17 protein-coding genes are annotated in these 19,933 nt (G+C 72.8%); 7 read left to right on the forward strand and 10 right to left on the reverse strand.

All coding sequences use genetic code 11. The features are described from left to right. Nucleotides 1–112: 112 nt before the first annotated feature. Both LR269_RS14920 and LR269_RS14925 read right to left on the reverse strand, forming a co-directional pair. Nucleotides 113–1,354: a P-loop NTPase gene (locus LR269_RS14920; RefSeq protein ID WP_231431540.1), complete on the reverse strand. Its 1,242-nt coding sequence runs from the start codon at nucleotides 1,352–1,354 to the stop codon at nucleotides 113–115. Nucleotide 1,355: 1 nt separating this feature from the next. Further along, nucleotides 1,356–1,976 (reverse strand): hypothetical protein, encoded by a 621-nt coding sequence (locus tag LR269_RS14925; protein WP_231431541.1) that lies wholly within the window; start codon nucleotides 1,974–1,976, stop codon nucleotides 1,356–1,358. A 132-nt stretch (nucleotides 1,977–2,108) separates the two neighbouring features. Here LR269_RS14925 and LR269_RS14930 point away from each other — a divergent pair, with 132 nt between their 5' ends. Continuing rightward, a complete protein-coding gene (locus LR269_RS14930) occupies nucleotides 2,109–2,402 on the forward strand; it encodes a helix-turn-helix domain-containing protein (protein WP_231431542.1) in 294 nt (97 codons plus the stop codon). A gap of 103 nt (nucleotides 2,403–2,505) precedes the next feature. On the opposite strand, the gene LR269_RS14935 is transcribed toward LR269_RS14930, so the two are convergent. Then, nucleotides 2,506–3,105 (reverse strand): hypothetical protein, encoded by a 600-nt coding sequence (locus LR269_RS14935; protein ID WP_231431543.1) that lies wholly within the window; start codon nucleotides 3,103–3,105, stop codon nucleotides 2,506–2,508. A 182-nt stretch (nucleotides 3,106–3,287) separates the two neighbouring features. On the opposite strand from LR269_RS14935, the gene LR269_RS14940 reads away from it, so the two are divergent. Beyond that, nucleotides 3,288–3,737, forward strand: a complete 450-nt coding sequence (locus tag LR269_RS14940; RefSeq protein ID WP_231431544.1) for an Rv3235 family protein — start codon at nucleotides 3,288–3,290, stop codon at nucleotides 3,735–3,737. A 132-nt stretch (nucleotides 3,738–3,869) separates the two neighbouring features. Here LR269_RS14940 and LR269_RS14945 read toward each other — a convergent pair whose 3' ends face one another. The 7 genes from LR269_RS14945 to mtrA form a co-directional block, all read right to left on the reverse strand. After that, on the reverse strand, nucleotides 3,870–5,324 hold the full coding sequence (locus tag LR269_RS14945) for a carboxylesterase/lipase family protein (protein ID WP_231431545.1): 1,455 nt from the start codon (nucleotides 5,322–5,324) through the stop codon (nucleotides 3,870–3,872). Between the two features lie 7 nt (nucleotides 5,325–5,331). Beyond that, nucleotides 5,332–8,127: a preprotein translocase subunit SecA gene (secA, locus tag LR269_RS14950; protein ID WP_231431546.1), complete on the reverse strand. Its 2,796-nt coding sequence runs from the start codon at nucleotides 8,125–8,127 to the stop codon at nucleotides 5,332–5,334. Between the two features lie 179 nt (nucleotides 8,128–8,306). Beyond that, entirely contained in the window at nucleotides 8,307–9,011 is a 705-nt protein-coding gene (gene hpf, locus LR269_RS14955) for a ribosome hibernation-promoting factor, HPF/YfiA family (protein ID WP_231431547.1), read from the reverse strand. Between the two features lie 23 nt (nucleotides 9,012–9,034). Next, nucleotides 9,035–9,874 carry a ComF family protein gene (locus LR269_RS14960; RefSeq protein ID WP_231431548.1) on the reverse strand — a complete coding sequence of 280 codons (840 nt, stop codon included), beginning with the start codon at nucleotides 9,872–9,874 and terminating at the stop codon, nucleotides 9,035–9,037. Nucleotides 9,875–9,969: 95 nt separating this feature from the next. Further along, complete coding sequence (locus tag LR269_RS14965; RefSeq protein ID WP_231431549.1) at nucleotides 9,970–11,673, reverse strand: GerMN domain-containing protein; 1,704 nt, start codon at nucleotides 11,671–11,673, stop codon at nucleotides 9,970–9,972. Then, complete coding sequence (gene mtrB / locus LR269_RS14970; protein ID WP_231431550.1) at nucleotides 11,666–13,336, reverse strand: MtrAB system histidine kinase MtrB; 1,671 nt, start codon at nucleotides 13,334–13,336, stop codon at nucleotides 11,666–11,668. The genes LR269_RS14965 and mtrB overlap by 8 nt, the downstream gene beginning before the upstream one ends. Before the next feature lie 17 nt (nucleotides 13,337–13,353). Next, on the reverse strand, nucleotides 13,354–14,034 hold the full coding sequence (mtrA, locus tag LR269_RS14975; protein ID WP_231431551.1) for an MtrAB system response regulator MtrA: 681 nt from the start codon (nucleotides 14,032–14,034) through the stop codon (nucleotides 13,354–13,356). 402 nt (nucleotides 14,035–14,436) lie between these two features. Between mtrA and LR269_RS14980 the strand changes: the two genes are divergently transcribed. Genes LR269_RS14980 through LR269_RS15000 form a run of 5 tightly spaced genes read left to right on the forward strand, consistent with a single transcriptional unit; the run spans nucleotide 14,437 to nucleotide 19,918 of the window. Continuing rightward, a complete protein-coding gene (locus LR269_RS14980; protein WP_231431552.1) occupies nucleotides 14,437–15,549 on the forward strand; it encodes a glycerophosphoryl diester phosphodiesterase membrane domain-containing protein in 1,113 nt (370 codons plus the stop codon). A 2-nt stretch (nucleotides 15,550–15,551) separates the two neighbouring features. Further along, nucleotides 15,552–16,202, forward strand: a complete 651-nt coding sequence (locus LR269_RS14985; protein WP_231431553.1) for a DUF4129 domain-containing protein — start codon at nucleotides 15,552–15,554, stop codon at nucleotides 16,200–16,202. Beyond that, on the forward strand, nucleotides 16,199–17,467 hold the full coding sequence (locus LR269_RS14990) for a DUF4350 domain-containing protein (protein ID WP_231431554.1): 1,269 nt from the start codon (nucleotides 16,199–16,201) through the stop codon (nucleotides 17,465–17,467). Before LR269_RS14985 ends, LR269_RS14990 begins: the two co-directional genes overlap by 4 nt. Continuing rightward, entirely contained in the window at nucleotides 17,464–18,534 is a 1,071-nt protein-coding gene (locus LR269_RS14995) for a MoxR family ATPase (protein ID WP_231431555.1), read from the forward strand. The genes LR269_RS14990 and LR269_RS14995 overlap by 4 nt, the downstream gene beginning before the upstream one ends. Before the next feature lie 46 nt (nucleotides 18,535–18,580). Further along, nucleotides 18,581–19,918, forward strand: a complete 1,338-nt coding sequence (locus tag LR269_RS15000; RefSeq protein WP_231431556.1) for a DUF58 domain-containing protein — start codon at nucleotides 18,581–18,583, stop codon at nucleotides 19,916–19,918. The last annotated feature ends 15 nt before the right edge of the window (nucleotides 19,919–19,933 follow it).

Genomic DNA, 19,933 nt, shown 5'->3' on the forward strand with positions numbered 1-19,933 from the left:
CCAGCGTAGTGCGCGGATGCCTCGTCGCCACGCAGCCGGCGGAGCCGTGATCGATCGGCCTGGCCGCTCGGCGGCGGAGCTCGCGGCGCGCGACGCAGCGGGGCCGCAGGCCTCACCCGAGCTCGGCCCGGCGGAGCACCGGCAGCGCGAACCCTCGCCGACGCGGCGCCGGCTCGGGGAGGATCGCACGCAGCACGTAATCGCGGAGCGCCGCACGCAGCGGTGCCCGGCCCGCGGCGTCGCGCAGGGTGCGTGCACCGAGGATCGCCGCATCGGCGGCGCGTCCGTCATGCGGCAGCAGGGTGGCCGTGTCGATGCCGGCGAACCGCTGCAGGGTCTGCCGCACCTGGGCGTGGGCGTCGATGCCGAGGGCGCTCTGGCGGACCCGGTTCACGATCACGTCGACACGCTCGGGGTCGACGAGCGCGACCAGTTCGCCGTGGCCGCGGAGGAGTCGCGACAGGCCCACGGGATCGGCGAGGCCGACGGCGACGACACGGTCGGCCGCCTCGAGGACCGCGAACGTCGCGGCATTGCGTCGCGGCGCGAACTGGTCGCTCGTGAGCTCCTCGTCGCGTTCGAGGCTGAACCCGGTGTCGACCACGAGGTACTCGAACTGCCCGCGCATCGCCTCGAGCGCCGAGCTCACGCGCGCATGCGCGAGCTCGGGCCATCGGTTGGGCCCGACGAGTCCCGAGTACACGTCGAACGACGCGCGCGGCGAGGTGTAACGCTGCGCGACGCGCTCGAGCTCGGTCCGGTCGAGCGAACCGGCGCCGGCGAGGCGGCACGCGGCGGCGAACCCGGGTGTCTCGTCGAGGAGGCCGAGCGCGGGTGCGACCGCACCCCCGTACGGATCGGCGTCGATGAGCGCGACGCGATGGCCGGCCGCGGCGAGCTCCGCGGCGATGTTGACGGCGATCGTCGTGCGCCCGGGCGCGCCGGCCGGGCCCCACACGGCGATGACCGCAGCCTCCGGCCGTGCCGCGGAACCGGAGTCGAACCGCGACGGCAGCGGTGCCGCCCCGGCGACGAGCGGCTCGATCTCGGGCCATCCGGCGCCGCGGCCGGCGATCTCGTGCACGCCGAGGGCGGCCGCCTGCGCCCGCTCCGCGTCATCGCCCGCGACGGCGACGAGCCGGATGCCGCGCTCGTCGCAGGCACGCAGGAGCTCGGCGTTCAGCGTGCCCCGCCCGGCGCCGACGACGACCGCCTCGGGCGCGAGGACGTCGAGGCTGTCGACGAGGTCGCGCCAGCCGACGAGCCGCGCGACGACCGTGTGCCCGTGCTCGACGAGGTCGGCGAGCAGCCGTTCCTCGGTCGCGGCGTCGAGCGCGAGTGCGATCCGCGCCATCTCAGTCGCCCGAGCCGGATGCGACGAGGTCGATGGCATCGCCGGTGGCGAGCGCCTCGAGCACGGCGGCGACCCGGTCGCTCGGGACGAGGACCTCGACCGAGGCCCCGCCCGACGAGACCATGCCGTCGTCCTCGACGATGCCCGCGATCTCGGCGTCGGCGACGAGCACCTTGGGCGCCTCGAATCCGCCGCGGTCCTTCGCGCGCGCCGACCACACGTCGACCCTCGACCCTGCGTCGAGACCGCGTGCGAGGGTGCCTCGGCTCGGCACCACGACGACGGAGAGCCCGGTGGCGTCGGCATCGCCGACGGCTGCGGCGGGCACGAGCTCGCCCTTGCCGACGGTGCGGGTGACGACGAGCCCGTCGTCGGTGTCGTCGACCCGGAGATAGCCTGCTTCGGCCGTGCCGAGGCGGACCGACTCGACGTCCAGCCGATCGAGCTCGAGCTCGGCGCCCGGTGTGAGGGTCTCCCGTGCCACGTAGACGTCGACGGTGTCGTCGAGGCCGTCGACGAGCGCCCAGACGCCGATGGTCGAGCCGGCGACGAGCACGATCCCGATGAGCAGCCTCGGGTCGAGTCGAACGGCGCCGCGTTCACGTCGGTTGCGACCGGTCATCTGGTCTCGCTCCTCCTCCCGGCGCGCATGCGCCGGACACCATCGTCACCCCATCCGCGAAGTTCGTCCCGAAGTTATCCACAACGGCCGCGGCGCCGCCTGCGGTCGACGCGACGGGTCGATAATCGAGACATGACCTCACCAGGTTCGGGCGACGCGATCGGCCGCTTCCTCACGATCGCCGACGCGGCAGAGATCCTCGCCGTCGACGTGGCGACGGTCGACGCGCTCATCCGCAGCGGCGAGCTCCCCGCGATCCGCGTGGGCAGCTCGGGTCCGTGGCGCATCGAGCGCGCCCAGCTCGAGGTGTGGATCGAGCTGCGGTACGAAGCGACGCGCGTCGACGTCGCGTGGAACGAGGGCGAGTTCGCCAACATCACCGAGCTCTCCGGCGCGCGCGCCGGTCGCATCCGCCCGGTCGACTGATCCGCCCGCGCCCTGCAAGGCCGGCGCGACCGCCCGCCGGCCCGGCGCGGAGCTGCCAAGGGGCGGAGCGGGCACGGGCGAGCTCCTCGCGCCGCCCGGCCGATCAGTCGAACCGGACCAGCAGCAGGCGCGCCAGGGGCACGATCCGGTAGCCGTGCACGTCGCGCTCACGACGCGGGGCGCCCGGCTCGTGAAGCGCGAGGTCGAGGTGGTCGCGTGCGACGCGGTCGATCGTGCCGTGCGCGATGCCGTCGACCGTCGTCAGCTGCACGGCCGTCCTGCGGCGCGAGAGGTCGCGCAGCACGAACGGCAGCCCGATCCGCTCGGCGAGGCGCACCGAAGCCTCCGGTACCGCAGCAAGGCTCGGCTCGAGTTGCTCGCGACCCGGAAGGATCGCGGCGATCGCCGTGAACGGCACGACCACCTGGTCGGGTACCCGGCCGTGGTGCCGGGTCTCCGCGCTCAGCCAGTCGCGCCCGAATGCGAGCGGCCGCAGGCCGACGACGCCGCCGCCCTGCAGTTCGATGCGCACGACCGACTCGGCGGCGGACTCGGACGACCGGGTGAGCGCCGCGATGCGGTCGCGCAGGGTCAGCCGGCCGAGGCGGAGCCGTTCCTCCTCGAGCTCGAGCGCGCGCTGCTCGTCGAGGTGCTCGCGATCGAGCTGACCCTCGAGGTCGGCGAACAGCTGGTCCCAGCGCATACCCGCGACGGTACCTCGACGACGACGACGGCGCGCGGAGTTCTCCACAGCCGGAGAATTCTCTTGACACCTTCGGCAGGCATGCTTACATTCGCTTCAGGAATCCACCGTGTCCCCCGAGTGGGGGTGGTTCCCGTCGCGACGCTGCGAGGCTCGCGACCGCCAGCCCTACTGGAGCGAAGATGACCGTACGCGATGCCGCCGCCCGAACGACGGCCGTGCAGGGCGCTGCAGCCCGCCACCTCGACGACGAAGACGAGTACTTCGCCCGGCAACGGGCTCGGCGCGACCAGCTGCCCGACCCCGAGCAGTTGCTGCGCAATCTCACGCACTGCGTGATCGAGTCGCTCGCCGGGGCGCGCGACCTCGAGCAGCTGGCCCGGTGGGTGACCGACGAGGTCTACCGCAACCTCTCGAAGCGCGTCGTCCTCGCAGCCAGGGCCCGCCGCGTGAAGGGCCAGTCGCCCCAGCGCCCGGCCTTCTCGGTCGGCAACGTGCACATCTGCGAACCCGCCGACGGTGTGGTCGAGGCAGTCGTGATGGTGCACCAGCGGGCGCGCTCGCGCGCCGTCGCGATCCGACTCGAAGGGCTCGACCAGCGCTGGCGCGCGAGCGCCATCGGCGTGCTCTAGCACCACCCGATCCGTCGGCCGGGGCCCAGCACGCGAGCCGGTGCCGCATGCTTCGGTGCGCCGCGCATCTCGGGTGCGCCGCAGCACCGGGTCATCGCCATGCGATCGTGCGACGCCCCGCGTGCGCGGTCGTCACGACCAGGAGGCGCGTTCGTCCTCTCGCGGAGCGAGCACGGTGCGGGTCTCCGCGTCGAAGGTGCGCACCGGCCGTTCGCGGCTCCACCGCTCCCACCCCGGGTCGCCGTCACGGCAGAACGACACCCATGCGCCGTGCATCTCGACCGCGAGGGACACCGGGGCCGCTCCCCCGGTCAGCGCCGACGCGTCGGGCGCGTCGAGCCGGTCGAACACGGCGGGCAGCTCCATGCAGTGCGCGGCGCCCAGCTCGAGTCGCGGGCTCCGCCAGCCGAACTCGTACACCCACGTCGCGGCACCGCGGTCGAGCCGGGCGTCGGCGAGCCGGTTGATCGGCAACCGCAGCAGGAGGTCGGTGGCGAGCACGCCGAACAGGTCGCCCCGTCCGATGCCGGGCCGGTTGCGACGGTAGCGGCGCATCGTGCCGGCACGGATGCGGAACGCGAGACGCGCGGCGAGCAGGTGCCGGCGGCCGATCCGCGCGACGAGCCCCGTCGGATGCAGCCACAACCGGGCCTCCTCAGCGGTGCACCCGATGAGCATCGGAACCTCGTCGGCCGAGCCGGCCACGAGCGCCTGCTCGGGATCGGGCAGCCCGTCGCCGATCGCGATCGCGAACCCGGGCCCGCCCGTGACGGGGGTCGTTCCCTGCGTCACCCGCTGCTGCGCGGCCACGAGGTCGCTCGGCGCGACCGCCGCGAACGCGTCTCGCGTCGAGGCGATGCCGAGGTCCGCGGCGATGAGCCGTGTGATGCGGCCGGCCTTCTCCCGCGGTCGCGCCGCGAGCGGCCCGCTCTGCAGGATGGCCCGGTCGACGAGGCCGGATGCCTCGGGATGGGCGAGCACGGCGGCGATGAGCGACGCACCGGCCGACTGCCCCGCGACGGTGACGCGGGCCGGGTCGCCGCCGAAGGCCGAGATCTCACGACGCACCCAGCGCAGCGCCGCGATGACGTCGAGGAGCCCGAGGTCGAGCGGTGCGCCGTCGAGCACCGAGAACCCCTCGGACCCGAGCCGGTAGTTCACCGAGACGAAGACGATGCCGTCGCGCGCGAACGGTGCTCCGTCGTAGCTGTCGAGCGCGTTCGCACCACGTGTCAGGGCGCCGCCGTGCACCCACACCATCACCGGACTCGACCCGGGCGCATCGGCGACGGCGCCCGAGCCGAAGACATCCGGCGACCACACGTTCAGGTTGAGGATCTCACTGCCGTCGACCTCGATCGAGGGCAGCACCCGCTCGAGGCCGCCGCCGTAGGGCGCCTGCGGCGCGGTGGCGCCGGGCGACGAGGCATCCCGTTCGCCCGCCCATCCCGCATGCGGCTCGGGGGCCGCGAAGCGGCGGTCGCCGAACGGCGCCGCCGCGTACGGCACGCCGAGGAAGCGCGCGACCCCGCCGGAGCGGGTGCCGCGCAGCCTCCCCGCGGAGACGACGGCGATCGGGTCGGTCACGCCGAGCTCAGCGACCCTTGCGCTCCTGCGCACGACGCTCGGCGCGGTTCTGCGGCGCCTCGCCGCCCGACCGCTGGCCGAACGCCCCGCGCTCTCCGCCCTCGACGGCCTGCTGGGGCGACTGGCTCTCGGCGACGGCGCGACGGGCGCGCTGCGTCGCCGCCTGCTGCACCTGGCCGCGCTGGTTGCGCACCTCGACGCCGCCCGAGTCGCTCGGCGCGGTGTAGCTGAGCTTCTCGTCGGGCGTCGACTCGCGCGCGAGTCCCTTGGCCTCGATCGTGGTGGCCGCGCCGGCTCCGGCCTGCGGGGCGACCTCGACCTCGAGGTTGAACAGGAAGCCGACCGTCTCCTCGCGGATCGAGCCCATCATCTGCTGGAACATCGCGTAGCCCTCGCGCTGGTACTCGACCAGCGGGTCGCGCTGGGCCATCGCACGGAGCCCGATGCCGTCCTTCAGGTAGTCCATCTCGTAGAGGTGGTCGCGCCAGCGACGGTCGATCACCGAGAGCACGACGCGGCGCTCGAGCTCGCGCATCGCGGGGCTGCCCAGCTGCTGCTCGCGGCGCTGGTAGGCGAGCTTCGCGTCGGAGATGATCTCGCGACGCACGAACTCGCGGTTCACGCGGCCCTTCTCGCCGGCCTCGGCGACGACCTCGTCGATCGTGATGCCGATCGGGTAGAGCGTCTTGAGCTCGGCCCACAGCGCGTCGAAGTCCCACTCGTCGGGGTTGCCGTCGGCGGTGTGCTGGTCGAGCACCTCGTCGATGACGTCGTCGAGGAACTTCTGGGTGCGCTCGTGCAGGTCGTCGCCCTCGAGGATGTGGCGGCGGTCGGAGTAGATCGCCTCGCGCTGGCGGTTCAGCACGTCATCGTACTTGAGGACGTTCTTGCGGATCTCGGCGTTGCGCGCCTCGACCTGCGACTGCGCCGAACGGATCGCTCGCGTCACGACCTTCGACTCGATCGCGACGTCGTCGGGCACCCCGCGCGACATGAGGCTCTCTGCGGCACCCGCGTTGAAGAGGCGCATGAGGTCGTCGGTGAGCGACAGGTAGAACCGGCTCTCGCCCGGGTCGCCCTGACGGCCCGATCGACCGCGCAGCTGGTTGTCGATGCGGCGCGATTCGTGGCGCTCGGTGCCGAGCACGTAGAGACCGCCGGCGGCCAGCACCTTCTCGGCCTCGACCGCGACCTCGGCCTTCACGGCCTCGAACACGTCGTCCCAGGCGGCTTCGTACTCGTCGGGCGTCTCGGCGGGCGAGAGCCCTTTCTCGTGCATCTGCTGCACGGCGATGAACTCGGCATTGCCGCCGAGCATGATGTCGGTGCCGCGGCCGGCCATGTTCGTCGCGACGGTGACCGCACCGAGCCGGCCCGCCTGCGAGACGATCGCCGCCTCACGGGCGTGGTTCTTCGCGTTCAGCACCTCGTGCCGCACGCCCTTCTTCGCGAGCAGGCGCGAGAGGTACTCGCTCTTCTCGACGCTCGTCGTGCCGACGAGCACGGGCTGGCCCTTCTTGTGGCGCTCCACGATGTCCTCGACGACCTGCGCGAACTTCGCCTCCTCGTTCTTGTAGACGAGGTCGGGCTGGTCGATGCGCACCATCGGCTTGTTCGTCGGGATCGGCACGACCCCGAGCTTGTACGTCGACATGAACTCGGCCGCCTCGGTCTCGGCGGTACCGGTCATGCCGGAGAGCTTGTCGTACAGGCGGAAGTAGTTCTGCAGCGTGACGGTCGCGAGCGTCTGGTTCTCGGCCTTGACCTGTACGCCCTCCTTCGCCTCGATCGCCTGGTGGATGCCCTCGTTGTAGCGACGGCCGACGAGGATGCGGCCGGTGTGCTCGTCGACGATGAGCACCTCGCCGTTCATCACCACGTAGTCCTTGTCGCGCTTGAACAGCGCGTTGGCCTTGATCGAGTTGTTGAGGAACGAGATGAGCGGCGTGTTCGCCGACTCGTACAGGTTGTCGATGCCGAGGTAGTCCTCGACCTTCTCGATCCCGGGCTCGAGCACGCCGACGGTGCGCTTCTTCTCGTCGACCTCGTAGTCCTCGCCGGCGACGAGGCGGTCGGCGAGGCGCGCGAACTCCGCGAACCAGCGGTTCGCCTCGCCCGACGCGGGGCCAGAGATGATGAGCGGCGTACGCGCCTCGTCGATGAGGATCGAGTCGACCTCGTCGACGATCGCGAAGTGGTGGCCGCGCTGCACCATGTCGGAGGCCTGCCAGGCCATGTTGTCGCGCAGGTAGTCGAAGCCGAACTCGTTGTTCGTGCCGTAGGTGATGTCGGCCGCGTACTGCTCGCGTCGCACCTGCGGCGTCTGGCCGGCCACGATGCAGCCCGTCGTCATGCCGAGGGCGCGGAAGACGCGACCCATCAGCTCGGACTGGTAGCTCGCGAGGAAGTCGTTGACCGTGATGACGTGCACGCCGCGGCTGGTGAGCGCGTTGAGGTAGGCCGCGGTCGTCGCGACGAGGGTCTTGCCCTCACCGGTCTTCATCTCGGCGATGTTGCCGAGGTGCAGGGCGGCGCCGCCCATGAGCTGCACGTCGAAGTGGCGGAGGCCGAGGGTCCGCCGGCTCGCCTCGCGCACGGCTGCGAAGGCCTCGGGCAGCAGGTCGTCGAGCGACTCGCCGCTCGCGTAGCGCTCGCGCAGCTCGACCGTCTCGTGCTTCAGCTCGTCATCGCTGAGCGCCTTGAAGCCCTCTTCGAGTGCGTTGACCGCCGCCGCGTAGTTCTCGAGCCGCTTGAGGGTTCGACCCTCGCCGACGCGGAGGACCTTTTCAAGAATCGAAGCCACGAATGTTCTCCTGTTGTTTCATCGGCGCCGCATCATCGGGTGCAGGCCTCGGGTGGCCTCGGCGCCCGTTGCCGCCTGTGCAGCGGTCATCATAGCCATGCTAGTGGGCCGCGACCTGAGCGACCCCGCCACCGCATCCTCGGATGCGGTGGCGGGGTCGTCGGCGAAGCCTGTTCCGATCAGGATGCCACGGGCTCGCGCCCGCTCGTCACGGGGGTGTCGATCGCACCCTCGCCGTGCTCGTCGAGGCCGATGACGCCGTAGTCCCAGCCCTTGCGGCGGTAGACCACGCTCGGCCGGCTCGTCTCGGAGTCGATGAAGAGGTAGAAGTCGTGTCCGACGAGTTCCATGAAGTAGAGCGCCTCGTCGACGGTCATCGGTGCCGACGCGAACACCTTGCGACGGATCACGACGGGCGTGTAGACCTCGTCGTCGCCCATCTCGTCGGTCGTCTCGACCACCGGGATGCTGCCGGTGCGCACCTGTTCGAGCACCTCGACGCCGGCCGCCTGGACGCCGACCCCGTTGAAGCCGGCCTCGGCCGCCTCGCGGAGCGAGGTGTGCCGGTGGTTGCCGCCGCGATGCACCTTGCGCCGGTCCTTCGCGCGGCGGATCCGCTCGAGCAATCGCCCGAGTGCGACGTCGAACGCCGCGTACTTGTCGGTGCCGTCGGCCTCGGCCCGCACGACGGGCCCCTTGCCGAAGAGCGTGAGCTCGACGCGATCGAGCCCGGGGTTGCCGTTCTTCTCGTTGTGACGGCTGAGCTTCACGTCGAGGGAGATGGCGCGGTCGGTCAGATGCGTGACCTTCTCGGACTTCTCCGTCGCATAGGCGCGGAAACGGTCCGTGATCCCCAGGTTTCGTCCGACGATGTTCAGTTCCATGACGACCTCCGTTCACCGGCGTGTCACCCGGTTCTGAAGGGTGGATCGACCACGCCTGTCCTGCCACCGTAGCCCGCCCGCCCGGCAAAGTCACGGAGTGTTTCCGTCGAGTTCGCCGAGAGCCGAACATGGCGGAGCGGGGTCTCGGCGAGCACGGCCGCGCCGACGGTCGACGCCCCTGCCGCACGCAGCGCGCGGGCGGCCTCCGCCATGGTCGCGCCCGTCGTCAGGACGTCGTCGACGAGCAGGAACGAGCGGTCGGCGAGCGGACGGTCGGCGGTGAGGCCCCCGGCGGCGTTCGCGCGTCGCGCGTCGGCCCCGAGCGCCGCCTGGTCGGCGCGTTCGCGAGCGAGTCGCAGCACCCGGGCCGGGCGCAGGCCGCACCGGGCGAGCAGCAACTCGACCGGGGCGTAGCCGCGCTCGCGCATCGCGCGTCGCGTCGACGGGACGACGGCGATCTCGATCGGCGTGCTCGGGTCTCGACCGCTCGCCGCGGCGTGGCCGACCTCGCCGCCGGGCCGATGGGGTGCGACCGCGTCGAGCGCCGCTCGTATCGCATCGCCGAGGGCGGTCGCGAGCACGGGCGCGGCGTCGGTTCGTCCGCCGTCCTTGAAGGCGCCGATCACCGCGGCCGCGACCCCCTCGTACTCGAGCGCCGCGTGCACGGCGAACGCGCCCTCTGGGCCTTCCCGGAGGACCGCCCGCGGCGATCCGGCGAGCTGCACGCGGCATTCGCCGCAGACGCTCCGGTCGGGCCGTCCGCACCCGGCGCAGACGACGGGCACGAGCACGGCGAGCGCGTCGAGCACGGCTCCCCCGGCGGCCGCGGCGAGTGCGGTGAGCGTGCGAAGCCCGGCGTTCATGCGACCAGACTGTCCCGGATCACGAGCGTCGGGGCCGCGGGCCGAGCCGCACGCGGACGATGTCGGCAGCCGGCGCCTGGGGAGGACGGGTCGGCTCAGTCGGGCATCTGCACCGACACGAAACCGAGGTCGGTCGCCCGCTCCTGCCAGGTGACGCCGCTCGGCACCTCGAGGGCCCCGCCGGAGGTGAGTACGCGCAGGCTCCGCTCGCCGTTGCCGGCGTCGAGCGAACGGCCGTCGGCCGGACCGGCGGTGTCGTCGGGCACGCCGCCGAGGTCCTGCACGAGCACGCGGGTGTCGCCGCCCGGGAGCTCGACGAGGGCGGCGACCCGGTTCGCATCGAGCCAGGCGACGTCGCGCGGCGTGCCTGCGATGCTCGCGAGTCGCAGCACGGTCTTGCCGAGCGCGACCGGCAGGCCGTTCTCGTCGCGCTCGATCGACGCGGCGACGAACCGGGCGCGTGTGCCGTCGCCGAGCAGCGCGATGATGCGCGTGCCGTCGCGCGACACCTCGAGCGCGGCGATCGTCGAGCCGACCCACGGCACGGCGAGCGGGATCGGGTCGCCCGACGGCGGGTACGCGACCAGCTCGCCCGGCGCGGCCGCCGGCACCGACCACACGACCCCCTGCGGGTCGATCGCCGGCACGATGAGGCCGGGGCGGGGGTCGAGCTCGGCGAGTTCCTCGCCCGCCCGCACGAGGGAGACCCCCGCATCGTTCCGCACCGCGACCGACGTTCCGCCGGCGCCGACCGCGGCTCCGTCGGGTGCGAGTCCCTCGACCTGGGGCGAGACGCCGTCGATCGGCTCGATCTCGTCGTTCGACGAGGCCAGGTGGCCGAAGCTCGTGCCGTCGTACACGACGGGTCGCGGATCGACCGCGGGATTCTGGATCGGCGGATCGGCGAGCGGCGGCGGGTCCTGGGGTGCCCCGTCGATCGACAGGGCGACGTCGCTGACGTCTCGCACGCTGCCGACGAGGGTCGCGTCGAGCTGCTCCTGCATGCGCTGCACCGTGCGCGTGTCCTCGAACTGCGCCCCGGACAGGTCGACGCTCGCGGTGCCGTTCGCGATCGGCACCGAACTCTGCTCGAGCGCCGTGCCCTCCGGGAACGAGGTCTTCACTCCGGGGAGCAGCCATTCGGCCGGTCCGGCGAGCAGTGCCCGCACGACGTTCGTCTGCGCCGCATCGGTGCGTGCGAACCAGCGCAGGTCGGGCACGAGGTAGCGGAAGTCGGCCGAGTAGAAGTAGAGCTCGTAGGAGCGGTACACCTCGCTGAAGGTGAGTTCGTCGATCAGCAGGCCCTGCGGCGCCTCGGCGATGCGCCACTCGCCGTCGACGGTGACGAGACGGTACGGCAGCGTCGCCTCGGCGGTCGTCTCGGGCAGCTCGTACTGCCCGGTGGCCGTGAGCGCTGCGGCGGGCGTCGCCGTGACCGAGACCTCCGACTCGGTCGCGCCGTCGGCGACCTTCGGCGCATCGATGGTGCGGTCGGCGCGCACGTCGATCGTGGTCCCGGCGTCGGGATGCCATTCGGGATAGAACTCGTCGGTCAGGTACTGCCGCGCCACCTGGTAGTTGCCCCGCGGGCTCGCCGCCGCATCGATGAAGCCCAGCACGATCTGCTCGGGCGAGGCGCCCGGCTGCGGGCCGCGCACGAAGGTGTCGAGCTCGAGCGATTCCTCCACCGGATCGGGGTGGCCGACCCCTACCGGCCCTGACGTGGGCAGGGCGACGCAACCCGTCAGCATGGTTGCGACGACGAGCAGCAGGGATGCCGCGAACGGGCGTCTACGCATCGTGCCGACCTCCGTCCGAGGCATCCAGGTCGATCGCGGTCACGACGCCCGTGGGCGGCGGTCCGGTCGCATCGACGTCGTCGGGTTCGAGCGGCAGCGGCGACACCACCGCCTCGGCGTCGCGCGTGCGGGGCAGGGTGAGCCGGAACACACTGCCGGCCCCGGGCTTCGACCAGACGTCGAGCACGCCGCCGTGGGCGACCGCGTCCTCGAGCGAGATCGCGAGCCCGAGCCCGGTGCCGCCGATCGTGCGGGTGCGACTCGGGTCGGCGCGCCAGAAGCGGTCGAACACGCGGGCGCTCTCCACCTCGGTCATTCCCAGTCCGTAGTCGCGCACCGACAACGCGACCGCCGACTCGTTGCTGTCGACGGCGACGACGATCGGCTTGCCCTCGCCGTGCTCGATCGCGTTGCCGAGCAGGTTGCGCACGATGCGCCGGATCCGGCGCGGGTCGACATCGGCGTCGAGGTGCCCGCCGGGTGCGACGAGCCGGAGCTCCGAGCCGTGCTCGCGCGCCAGCTCGTGCATCGACTCGATCGCGTCGCCTGCGAGGTGCACGAGGTTCGTCGGCTGGGTCGTGAGCTCGACCGAGCCGGCGTCGTAGCGACTGATCTCGAGCAGGTCGGCGAGGAGCGTCTCGAACCGGTCGGTCTGCGTGTGCAACAGCTCGACGGTGCGCGAGGTGGGACCTGCGAAGTCGTCGCGCTGGCCGTACAGCACGTCGCCCGCCAGCCGGATCGTCGTGAGCGGGGTCCGCAGCTCGTGCGAGACGTCGGAGACGAATCGCTGCTGCATGACCGAGAGCTCGGCGAGCTCGCGGATGCGGGCCTGCAGGCTGTCGGCCATGCCGTTGAACGAGGCGGCGAGGGTGGCCAGCTCGTCTTCGCCCTTCGACGGCATGCGCACCCCGAGGTCGCCCGCCGCGAGTCGGCGGCTCGTGGCCGCCGCGGAGCGGATCGGTTCGATCACCCAGCGGACGACCAGCAGGGTGATCGCGCTGAGCAGGGCGAGCAGCGCGATCGCCCCGATGATGCCGACGGTCTGCATGAAGGCGAGCGTCTCCTGCGCGTCGGCGAAGTTGTAGCCGATGTAGAGCCCGTAGCGGCCGGCCTGCGGCACGGTGATGCTCGACGCCACGACGACACCCGGATCGGTTCCGCCGGCGCCGTCCTCGAGCGCGACCGACTGCCAGAACTGCCCCTCCGGGTTGTCGGCGACGCGCTGCTGCAGTTCCTCGGTGATGACGCCGTCGAGCGCGGGCGCGCCGCGATCGGGCGGAGCGACCCTGTTCGGCTCCTCGTCGATGCGGAAGTACGCGATCGCGGTCGACCCCGACACGGATTGGACGGTGCGCGCGGTCGAGTTCATGAGGGCCTGGAGTGACGCACGGTCGCTCGCGTCGGACGAGTTGAGGATGCTCTGCGCCGCGGTGGTCGCGTTGTTCGATGCGCCGAGCGACTCGTCGAGCTGGTTCTGGAAGAGGTTCGAGGCGACGCTGAACGAGATGTAGAGGCCGATCACGAAGATGGCGAGGGATGAGAGGGCGAGCGTGATCGCGACCGTGCGGAACTGCAGGGAGCGCCGCCACAGTGCCGCGAGCCGCCTCGGTTGCTCTCGCCACGATCCGGCGAACGGCATCGCCGCGGCATGGGCCTCCGTCATCCGCCCGTCGCCCGGTCTCAGGTGGTGGCGCCGGCACGGTAGCCGACGCCGCGGACCGTCATCACGATCCGGGGGTTGTCGGGGTCGTGCTCGACCTTGGCGCGCAGCCGCTGCACGTGCACGTTCACGAGGCGGGTGTCGGCCTTGTAGTGGTAGCCCCACACCTGTTCGAGCAGCATCTCGCGCGTGAACACCTGCTGCGGTTTCGAGGCGAGCGTCAGCAGCAGGTCGAACTCGAGCGGGGTCAGGTTGATGCGGCTGTCGCCGCGGCGCACCTCGTGGCCGGCCGCGTCGATCACGAGGTCGCCGATCGGCAGCGTCGCCGACGCCGTCTCGGGCGTGGGCCGCAGCCGCGTGCGGATGCGGGCGACGAGCTCCTTCGGATTGAACGGCTTCACGATGTAGTCGTCGGCGCCGGTCTCGAGCCCCTTGACCACGTCGGCCGTGTCGCTCTTCGCCGTGAGCATGATGATCGGCGTGCCCGACTCCGCGCGGATCCGGCCGCAGACCTCGATCCCGTCCATGCCGGGAAGCATGAGGTCGAGCAGCACCAGGTCGGGCTTGTGCTCGCGGAACGCGGCGACCGCGGCGCCGCCGTCGGCGCAGAAGACGGGCTCGAAGCCCTCGGTGCGCAGCACGATGCCGATCATCTCGGCGAGGGCCGTGTCGTCGTCGACGACGAGTACGCGTGGAGTCATCCCGTTCGTTCCTGTCAGCAGCCGATCGCCCGGCGGAATCCGGTGTCCCCCAGCGTAACCGGTCGAGGGTGCGCATCGGCCGAATGTGCGAGCATGGGGGCACCCCGCCGGAAGGAGCGCGTAGACGTGTCGGATCACGACTGGCAGGCGCCGGGTGGCGCGAACGGTGCCCAGCCACCGGTCCCGCCCACGGCCGTGCCGCCCGCCGGGGGGAATCCGCCGCCCGGGCAGTACCCGCCGCCCGCGTACCCGCCGCCCGTCGCCCCGACCCCGCCCCGCGGCGACTACCCGCCGCCCGCGTACCCGGCTCCGGTTTCGTATCCGGCTCCGGGTTCGTACTCGGCTCCCGCCCCGTACCCGCCCCACGGCGGGTTGCCGCCGGCCGGTGGATTTCCGCCGCCCGTGCCGGGGTGGGCGCCGCCGCCGAAGCCCGGGCTCCTGCCGCTGAGGCCGCTCGGGTTCGGCACCCTGCTGTGGGCGCCGTTCCAGACGTTGCGGCGCAACCCGGCCGCGACCTTCGGCTCCGGTCTCATCGTGCAGCTCATCACGGTCGTCGCGACGCTCGCCGTGATCGTCCCGTTCATGATCCTGATCTTCAACCGCGTCGAGAGCGCGGCGACCTCCGACGACGCCGACGCACTGGCGTCCGGTGCGGTCGGAGGGTTCCTGCTCCTCATGCTCGTGCCCATCGCGATCACGCTCGTCGCGAGCGCGTTCCTGCAGGGCGTCATGGTCGTCGAGGTCGCGAGCGGCACGATCGGCGAACGCCTCGCGTTCGGTGCGCTCTGGCGACGGGCCGCTCGCCGGTTCGGCCCGCTGCTCGGCTGGACGGCGATCGTCACGGGCGCGGTACTGCTGGCCGTGATCGGCTTCGTCGCCCTCATCGCGGCCGCGGCGGTCGCGGGCACCGCGATCACGGGCGGCCCGGCCGGCGCCATCGGCGGACTCGTGATCGGGCTCGTCGGCGGGCTCGGGTTCCTCGTCCTCTCAGCGTGGCTCACGACGAAGCTCGCCGTCGTGCCGAGCGCGATCGTGCTCGAGCGCGCCGGCGTCGCACAGGCCGTGCGCCGTTCGTGGCGGCTGACGACCGGCTACTTCTGGCGGACGTTCGGCACGCTGCTCCTCGTCGCGGTCATCCTCTACTTCGCGAGCCAGCTCGTCACGCAGCCGGTCTCGCTGATCGGCACTATCCTCGCGGGGGTCATCGACCCGACCGGCTCGGGCGCCTCGATCGGCATCATGATCGCGACCGTCGTCGTATCGCTCGTGCTCACGATCGTGATCAGCGCGATCACGGCCGTCGTGCAGGCGGCGCTCGTCGCGGTCATCTACATCGACCTGCGGATGCGCCGGGAGGGCCTCGACCTCGAACTCGCGCGCCACGTGGAGGACCGCGACGCGGGCCGGCCCACCGGCGATCCGTATGCCACTCCGACCATGTCCGGTCCGGCGGCGACGCATCACGACGGCCCCGTGCCCGACGCCTCGGCTGGCGAGACCTGGACCCCGCGCTGATCGTGCTCCTCGCGACCCCGCTCGATCCCGACGCGCCCGAGGCGCGCCGGTGGCTCGAGGACGAACTGCAGAAACCCGAGTACCAGAACGCGAAGCCCACGGCATTCGATCTCGCTATGCAGGCGATCCGCGACTGGATCGCCGACCTCCTCGGCGGAGCCGGCGGCGTGCCCGGGCCTGTCGTCACGCTCATCGTGGTGCTCGTGATCGTCGCGCTCGTCGTCGTCGCCTTCCTCGTGTTCGGGCTGCCGCGCCTGCGACGCGCCCGCCGAACCCCCCTGCCGCTCTTCGACGACCACGACGTGCGCGACCTCGGCGAGATCCGCGCGGCCGCCGACGCCGCGGCCCGCGCCGGCGACTGGCCGCGCGCGATCGAGGAGCGATTCCGTGCGCTCGTACGCGGCATCGTCGACCGCGATCTGGTCCAGGTCCATCCCGGCACGACGGCCGGCGCCTTCGCGGATGCCGCGGCCCGACCCTTCCCCTCCGAGGCCGGGTCCCTCGCCTCCGCGGCAGCCGCGTTCGACGACGTCCGCTACTCGGACGGCACGGGCGACGTCGTCGGCTACGACGAGCTCACCCGCCTCGAGCGCCGCATCGCCGAAACGCGCCCGGCGGGAGCGGCGGACGTCGAGGCGGAGGCGGTGCGATGAGCCCGCCCGCCACGACGTCCCTCGAGGCGCCGCCCCCCACCGCGCCGGACGACCCCGCCGCACCGGCCGGAGCCACCGCGCTCACCCCCACGATCCGCGCCACACTGCGTCGCCGGCGCATCTGGATCGTCTTCGCCGCCCTCGTCGCGCTCGGGGTGCTCGCGATCAACCTCATCGGCGGCACGGCCCGCGGCGGCGGCCCGCTCCTCGGTTCCGACAATGCGGCGCCCGGCGGCGCGAAGGCGCTCGTCGAAGTCCTGCGCGGACACGGCGTCGACGTGACTCCCGTCGACAGCTACGACCTCGCACTGGACGCGGCGAAGTCCGGATCGACGGTGCTCGTGTACGACGAGCTCGGCGTGCTCACGGCCGACCGCTACTCGAAGCTCGGGCTGTACGCCGACCGGCTCGTCGTCGTCGCCCCCGACTTCGTCGCGCTCGAGGCGCTCGCGCCCGGCGTCCGGCTCGCGGGCTTCGCGAGCGGGCCGCTCGACGATGTCGCCTGCGACGTGCCCGCCGCGCGCCGGGCCGGTTCGCTGTCGGACGGGCAGGGGCTGCTCAGGGTCGACGACGACGCGGCGGCCGACGGATGGCGGGGATGCTTCCGCGACGAGGGCGACGCATTCGCCGTCGTCACCGGTGAGGGGCGGGGCGGTGAGATCACGCTCGTCCCTGCGACGACGTCGTTCGAGAACGGCCGCATCACCGAGCACGGCAATGCGGCGCTCGCGATCGGCCTGACGGGTGCGTCCGAGCGCCTCGCCTGGTACCTGCCCGGGCCGACGGACGCCGCCGCAGGCGAAGCGCCCACCATCGCCGAGCTCACGCCCGGCTGGGTCTCGCCCGTGCTCGCCCTCGCCGTCATCCTCACGATCGCCGCAGGAGTGTGGCGCGGTCGCCGGTTCGGACCGCTCGTCGCGGAGAACCTGCCCGTGCAGGTGCCCGCCGGCGAGACCAGCGAGGGCCGCGCGCGCCTGTACGCGCGGAACACGGCGAGGCTGCACGCACTCGACCAGTTGCGCATCGGCTCCATCGGCCGGCTCGCGCAGGCGTTGCGGCTCCCGCGCGCGGTCGACGTCGCGAGCCTCGCCGAGGCGGTCGCCGCATCGACGGGGCGCGACCCCGTGGCCGTGCGGCAGCTGCTCGTCGACGCGCAGCCCGTCGGCGACGCGGACCTCGTGCGCCTCGCGGGCGAGCTCGGCGACCTCGAAGCCGACGTACGTGCGAGACTCGCACCCGAGACCGGACCAGGAAGGCGACCATGACCGACCCGATCGCGAACGACCCGATCCCGCGCGAAGCCACGGCGGCACCCGCCACCCCGGCTGCGCCGGCCGCACCCGTCGCGCCCGCCGCACCCGTCGCGCCCGCCGCCTCGCCCGACGCCGAGCTGCGCGCCGCCCTCAACCGGGTCCGCGTCGAGGTCGGCAAGGCCGTCGTCGGGCAGGACGGCGCGGTGACCGGCCTCATCATCGCCCTCCTCACGCGTGGGCACGTCCTCCTCGAGGGCGTGCCGGGCGTCGCGAAGACGCTGCTCGTGCGCACGCTCAGCCGCACGCTGGAGCTCGACACGCGTCGCCTGCAGTTCACGCCAGACCTCATGCCGGGCGACGTGACCGGCTCGCTCGCCTACGACCCGCGCACCGGGGAGTTCGCGTTCCGCGAGGGACCGGTGTTCACGAACATCCTGCTCGCCGACGAGATCAACCGGACGCCGCCGAAGACGCAGTCGGCGCTGCTCGAGGCGATGGAGGAGCGCCAGGTCTCGGCCGACGGCATCACCCGGCCGCTGCCCGATCCGTTCATGGTCGCCGCGACCCAGAACCCGATCGAGTACGAGGGCACGTACGCCCTCCCCGAGGCGCAGCTCGACCGCTTCCTGCTGAAGCTCGTGCTCGACGTGCCCGAGCGCGACGCCGAGATCTCGCTGCTGCGCCGGCACGCCGACGGGTTCGACCCGCACGACCTCGCCGCGGCCGGCGTCGAGCCGGTGCTCGGCGCCGCCGAGCTCGCCCGTGCCCGCTCCGCCGCGGCCGCCGTGCGCGTCTCCGACGACGTGCTCGCCTACCTCGTGGACCTCGCCCGGGCGACCCGCCGAAGCCCGTCGATGCGGCTCGGCGTGAGCCCGCGCGGCACGACCGGACTGCTCGCGGCGGCGAAGGCCTGGGCCTGGCTCACCGGCCACGACTCGCTCACGCCCGATCACGTGCAGGCGATGCTGCTGCCGGTCTGGCGCCATCGTGTCCAGCTGCGCCCCGAGGCCGAGCTCGAGGGCGTGTCGGTCGACCAGGTGCTGCGCGGCATCGTGCAGCAGGTGCAGGTGCCGCTCTGAACGCGGGGCGGGTGCACCCGACGCCGATCACGACGGAGCCGTTCCGATGGCGCTGACCGGCCGCTTCGTCCTGCTCGTCGCCCTCGGGGTCGTCCCCGTGGTGATCGCTGGGCTCACCGGCGCGCCCGAGGCCTGGCTCGCGCTCGTCGGCTGGCTGTTCGTCGTGGTCGGCGCCGGCGCCGTCGACCTCTCGATCGCGGCGTCGCCGCGACGGGTGGCGTTCGCGCGCGAGCTGCCCGAGCGCGTCCGCCTCGGTGAACCGGTCGCCTCGGTGCTCGTGGTGCAGAATCTCGGCGGCCGGACCATGCGCGCCACCGTGCGCGACGGGTGGGAGCCGTCGGCCGGCGTCGACGGTGCGAACCGCACTCGCCTCGTCATCCCGCCCGCCGAGCGGCGCCGCATGACCCTGCGGCTCGTGCCGGTGCGCCGGGGCGACCGGCGGACGGCGCAGGTCACGATCCGTTCGGCCGGGCCGCTCGGGCTCTGGGCCCGCCAGGCGACCCTCGCGGCACCCGGCCGCGTGCGGGTGCTGCCGCCGTTCCATTCGCGGGTGCACCTGCCGTCGCGGCTCACGCGCCTGCGGGAGCTCGACGGTCGCACACCGCTGCTGATCCGCGGCCAGGGCACCGAGTTCGACTCGATCCGCGAGTACGTGCGCGGCGACGACGTGCGCTCGATCGACTGGCGCGCGACCGCGCGCCACATCGACCCCGAGGTGCCGGGCAACGCCCGGCTGATGGTGCGCACGTGGCGTCCCGAACGCGATCGGCGCATCGTCATCGTCGCCGACACCTCACGCACCGCCGCCGCGCGGATCGCCGACGAACCCCGCCTCGACACCGCCTACGAGGCATCCCTGCTGCTGGCCGCGCTCGCCACGCACGCGGGCGACCGCGTCGACTTCCTCGCGACCGACCGGCGTCTCCGCGGGCGCGTGCACGGCGCGACCGGACCCGACCTGCTCGCCCGCATGGTCGACACGATGGCGGGCATCGACGCCGAGTTGCTCGAGGCCGACTGGTCGCTCGTGCCGGGGCTCGTCCGCCAGGTCACGAGCCGGCGCGCGCTCGTCGTGCTGCTCACCGCCGCGGACTCCCCCGGCAGCTCACGCGGTCTGCTCTCGATGCTGCCGCAGCTCACCTCGCGGCACACGGTCGTCGTGGCGTCGGTCGCCGACCCCGCGCTCATCGAGGCCGGCCGTCAGCACGACGACCTCGAGGCCGTGTACCGGGCCGCGGCCGCCCAGCGCGGACTCGACGACGGCGAACGCGTGGCCGCCGCGATCCGCAGGCTCGGCGGGCAGACCGTGTCGGCGTCGCCGCCCGAGCTGCCGCCGGCCCTCGCCGACCGCTACCTCGACCTGAAGGCCTCCGGGCAGCTCTGAGGCGATGCGACGCAC

Source organism: Agromyces sp. S2-1-8 (genome assembly GCF_021129215.1).
Lineage (GTDB): Bacteria > Actinomycetota > Actinomycetes > Actinomycetales > Microbacteriaceae > Agromyces > Agromyces chromiiresistens.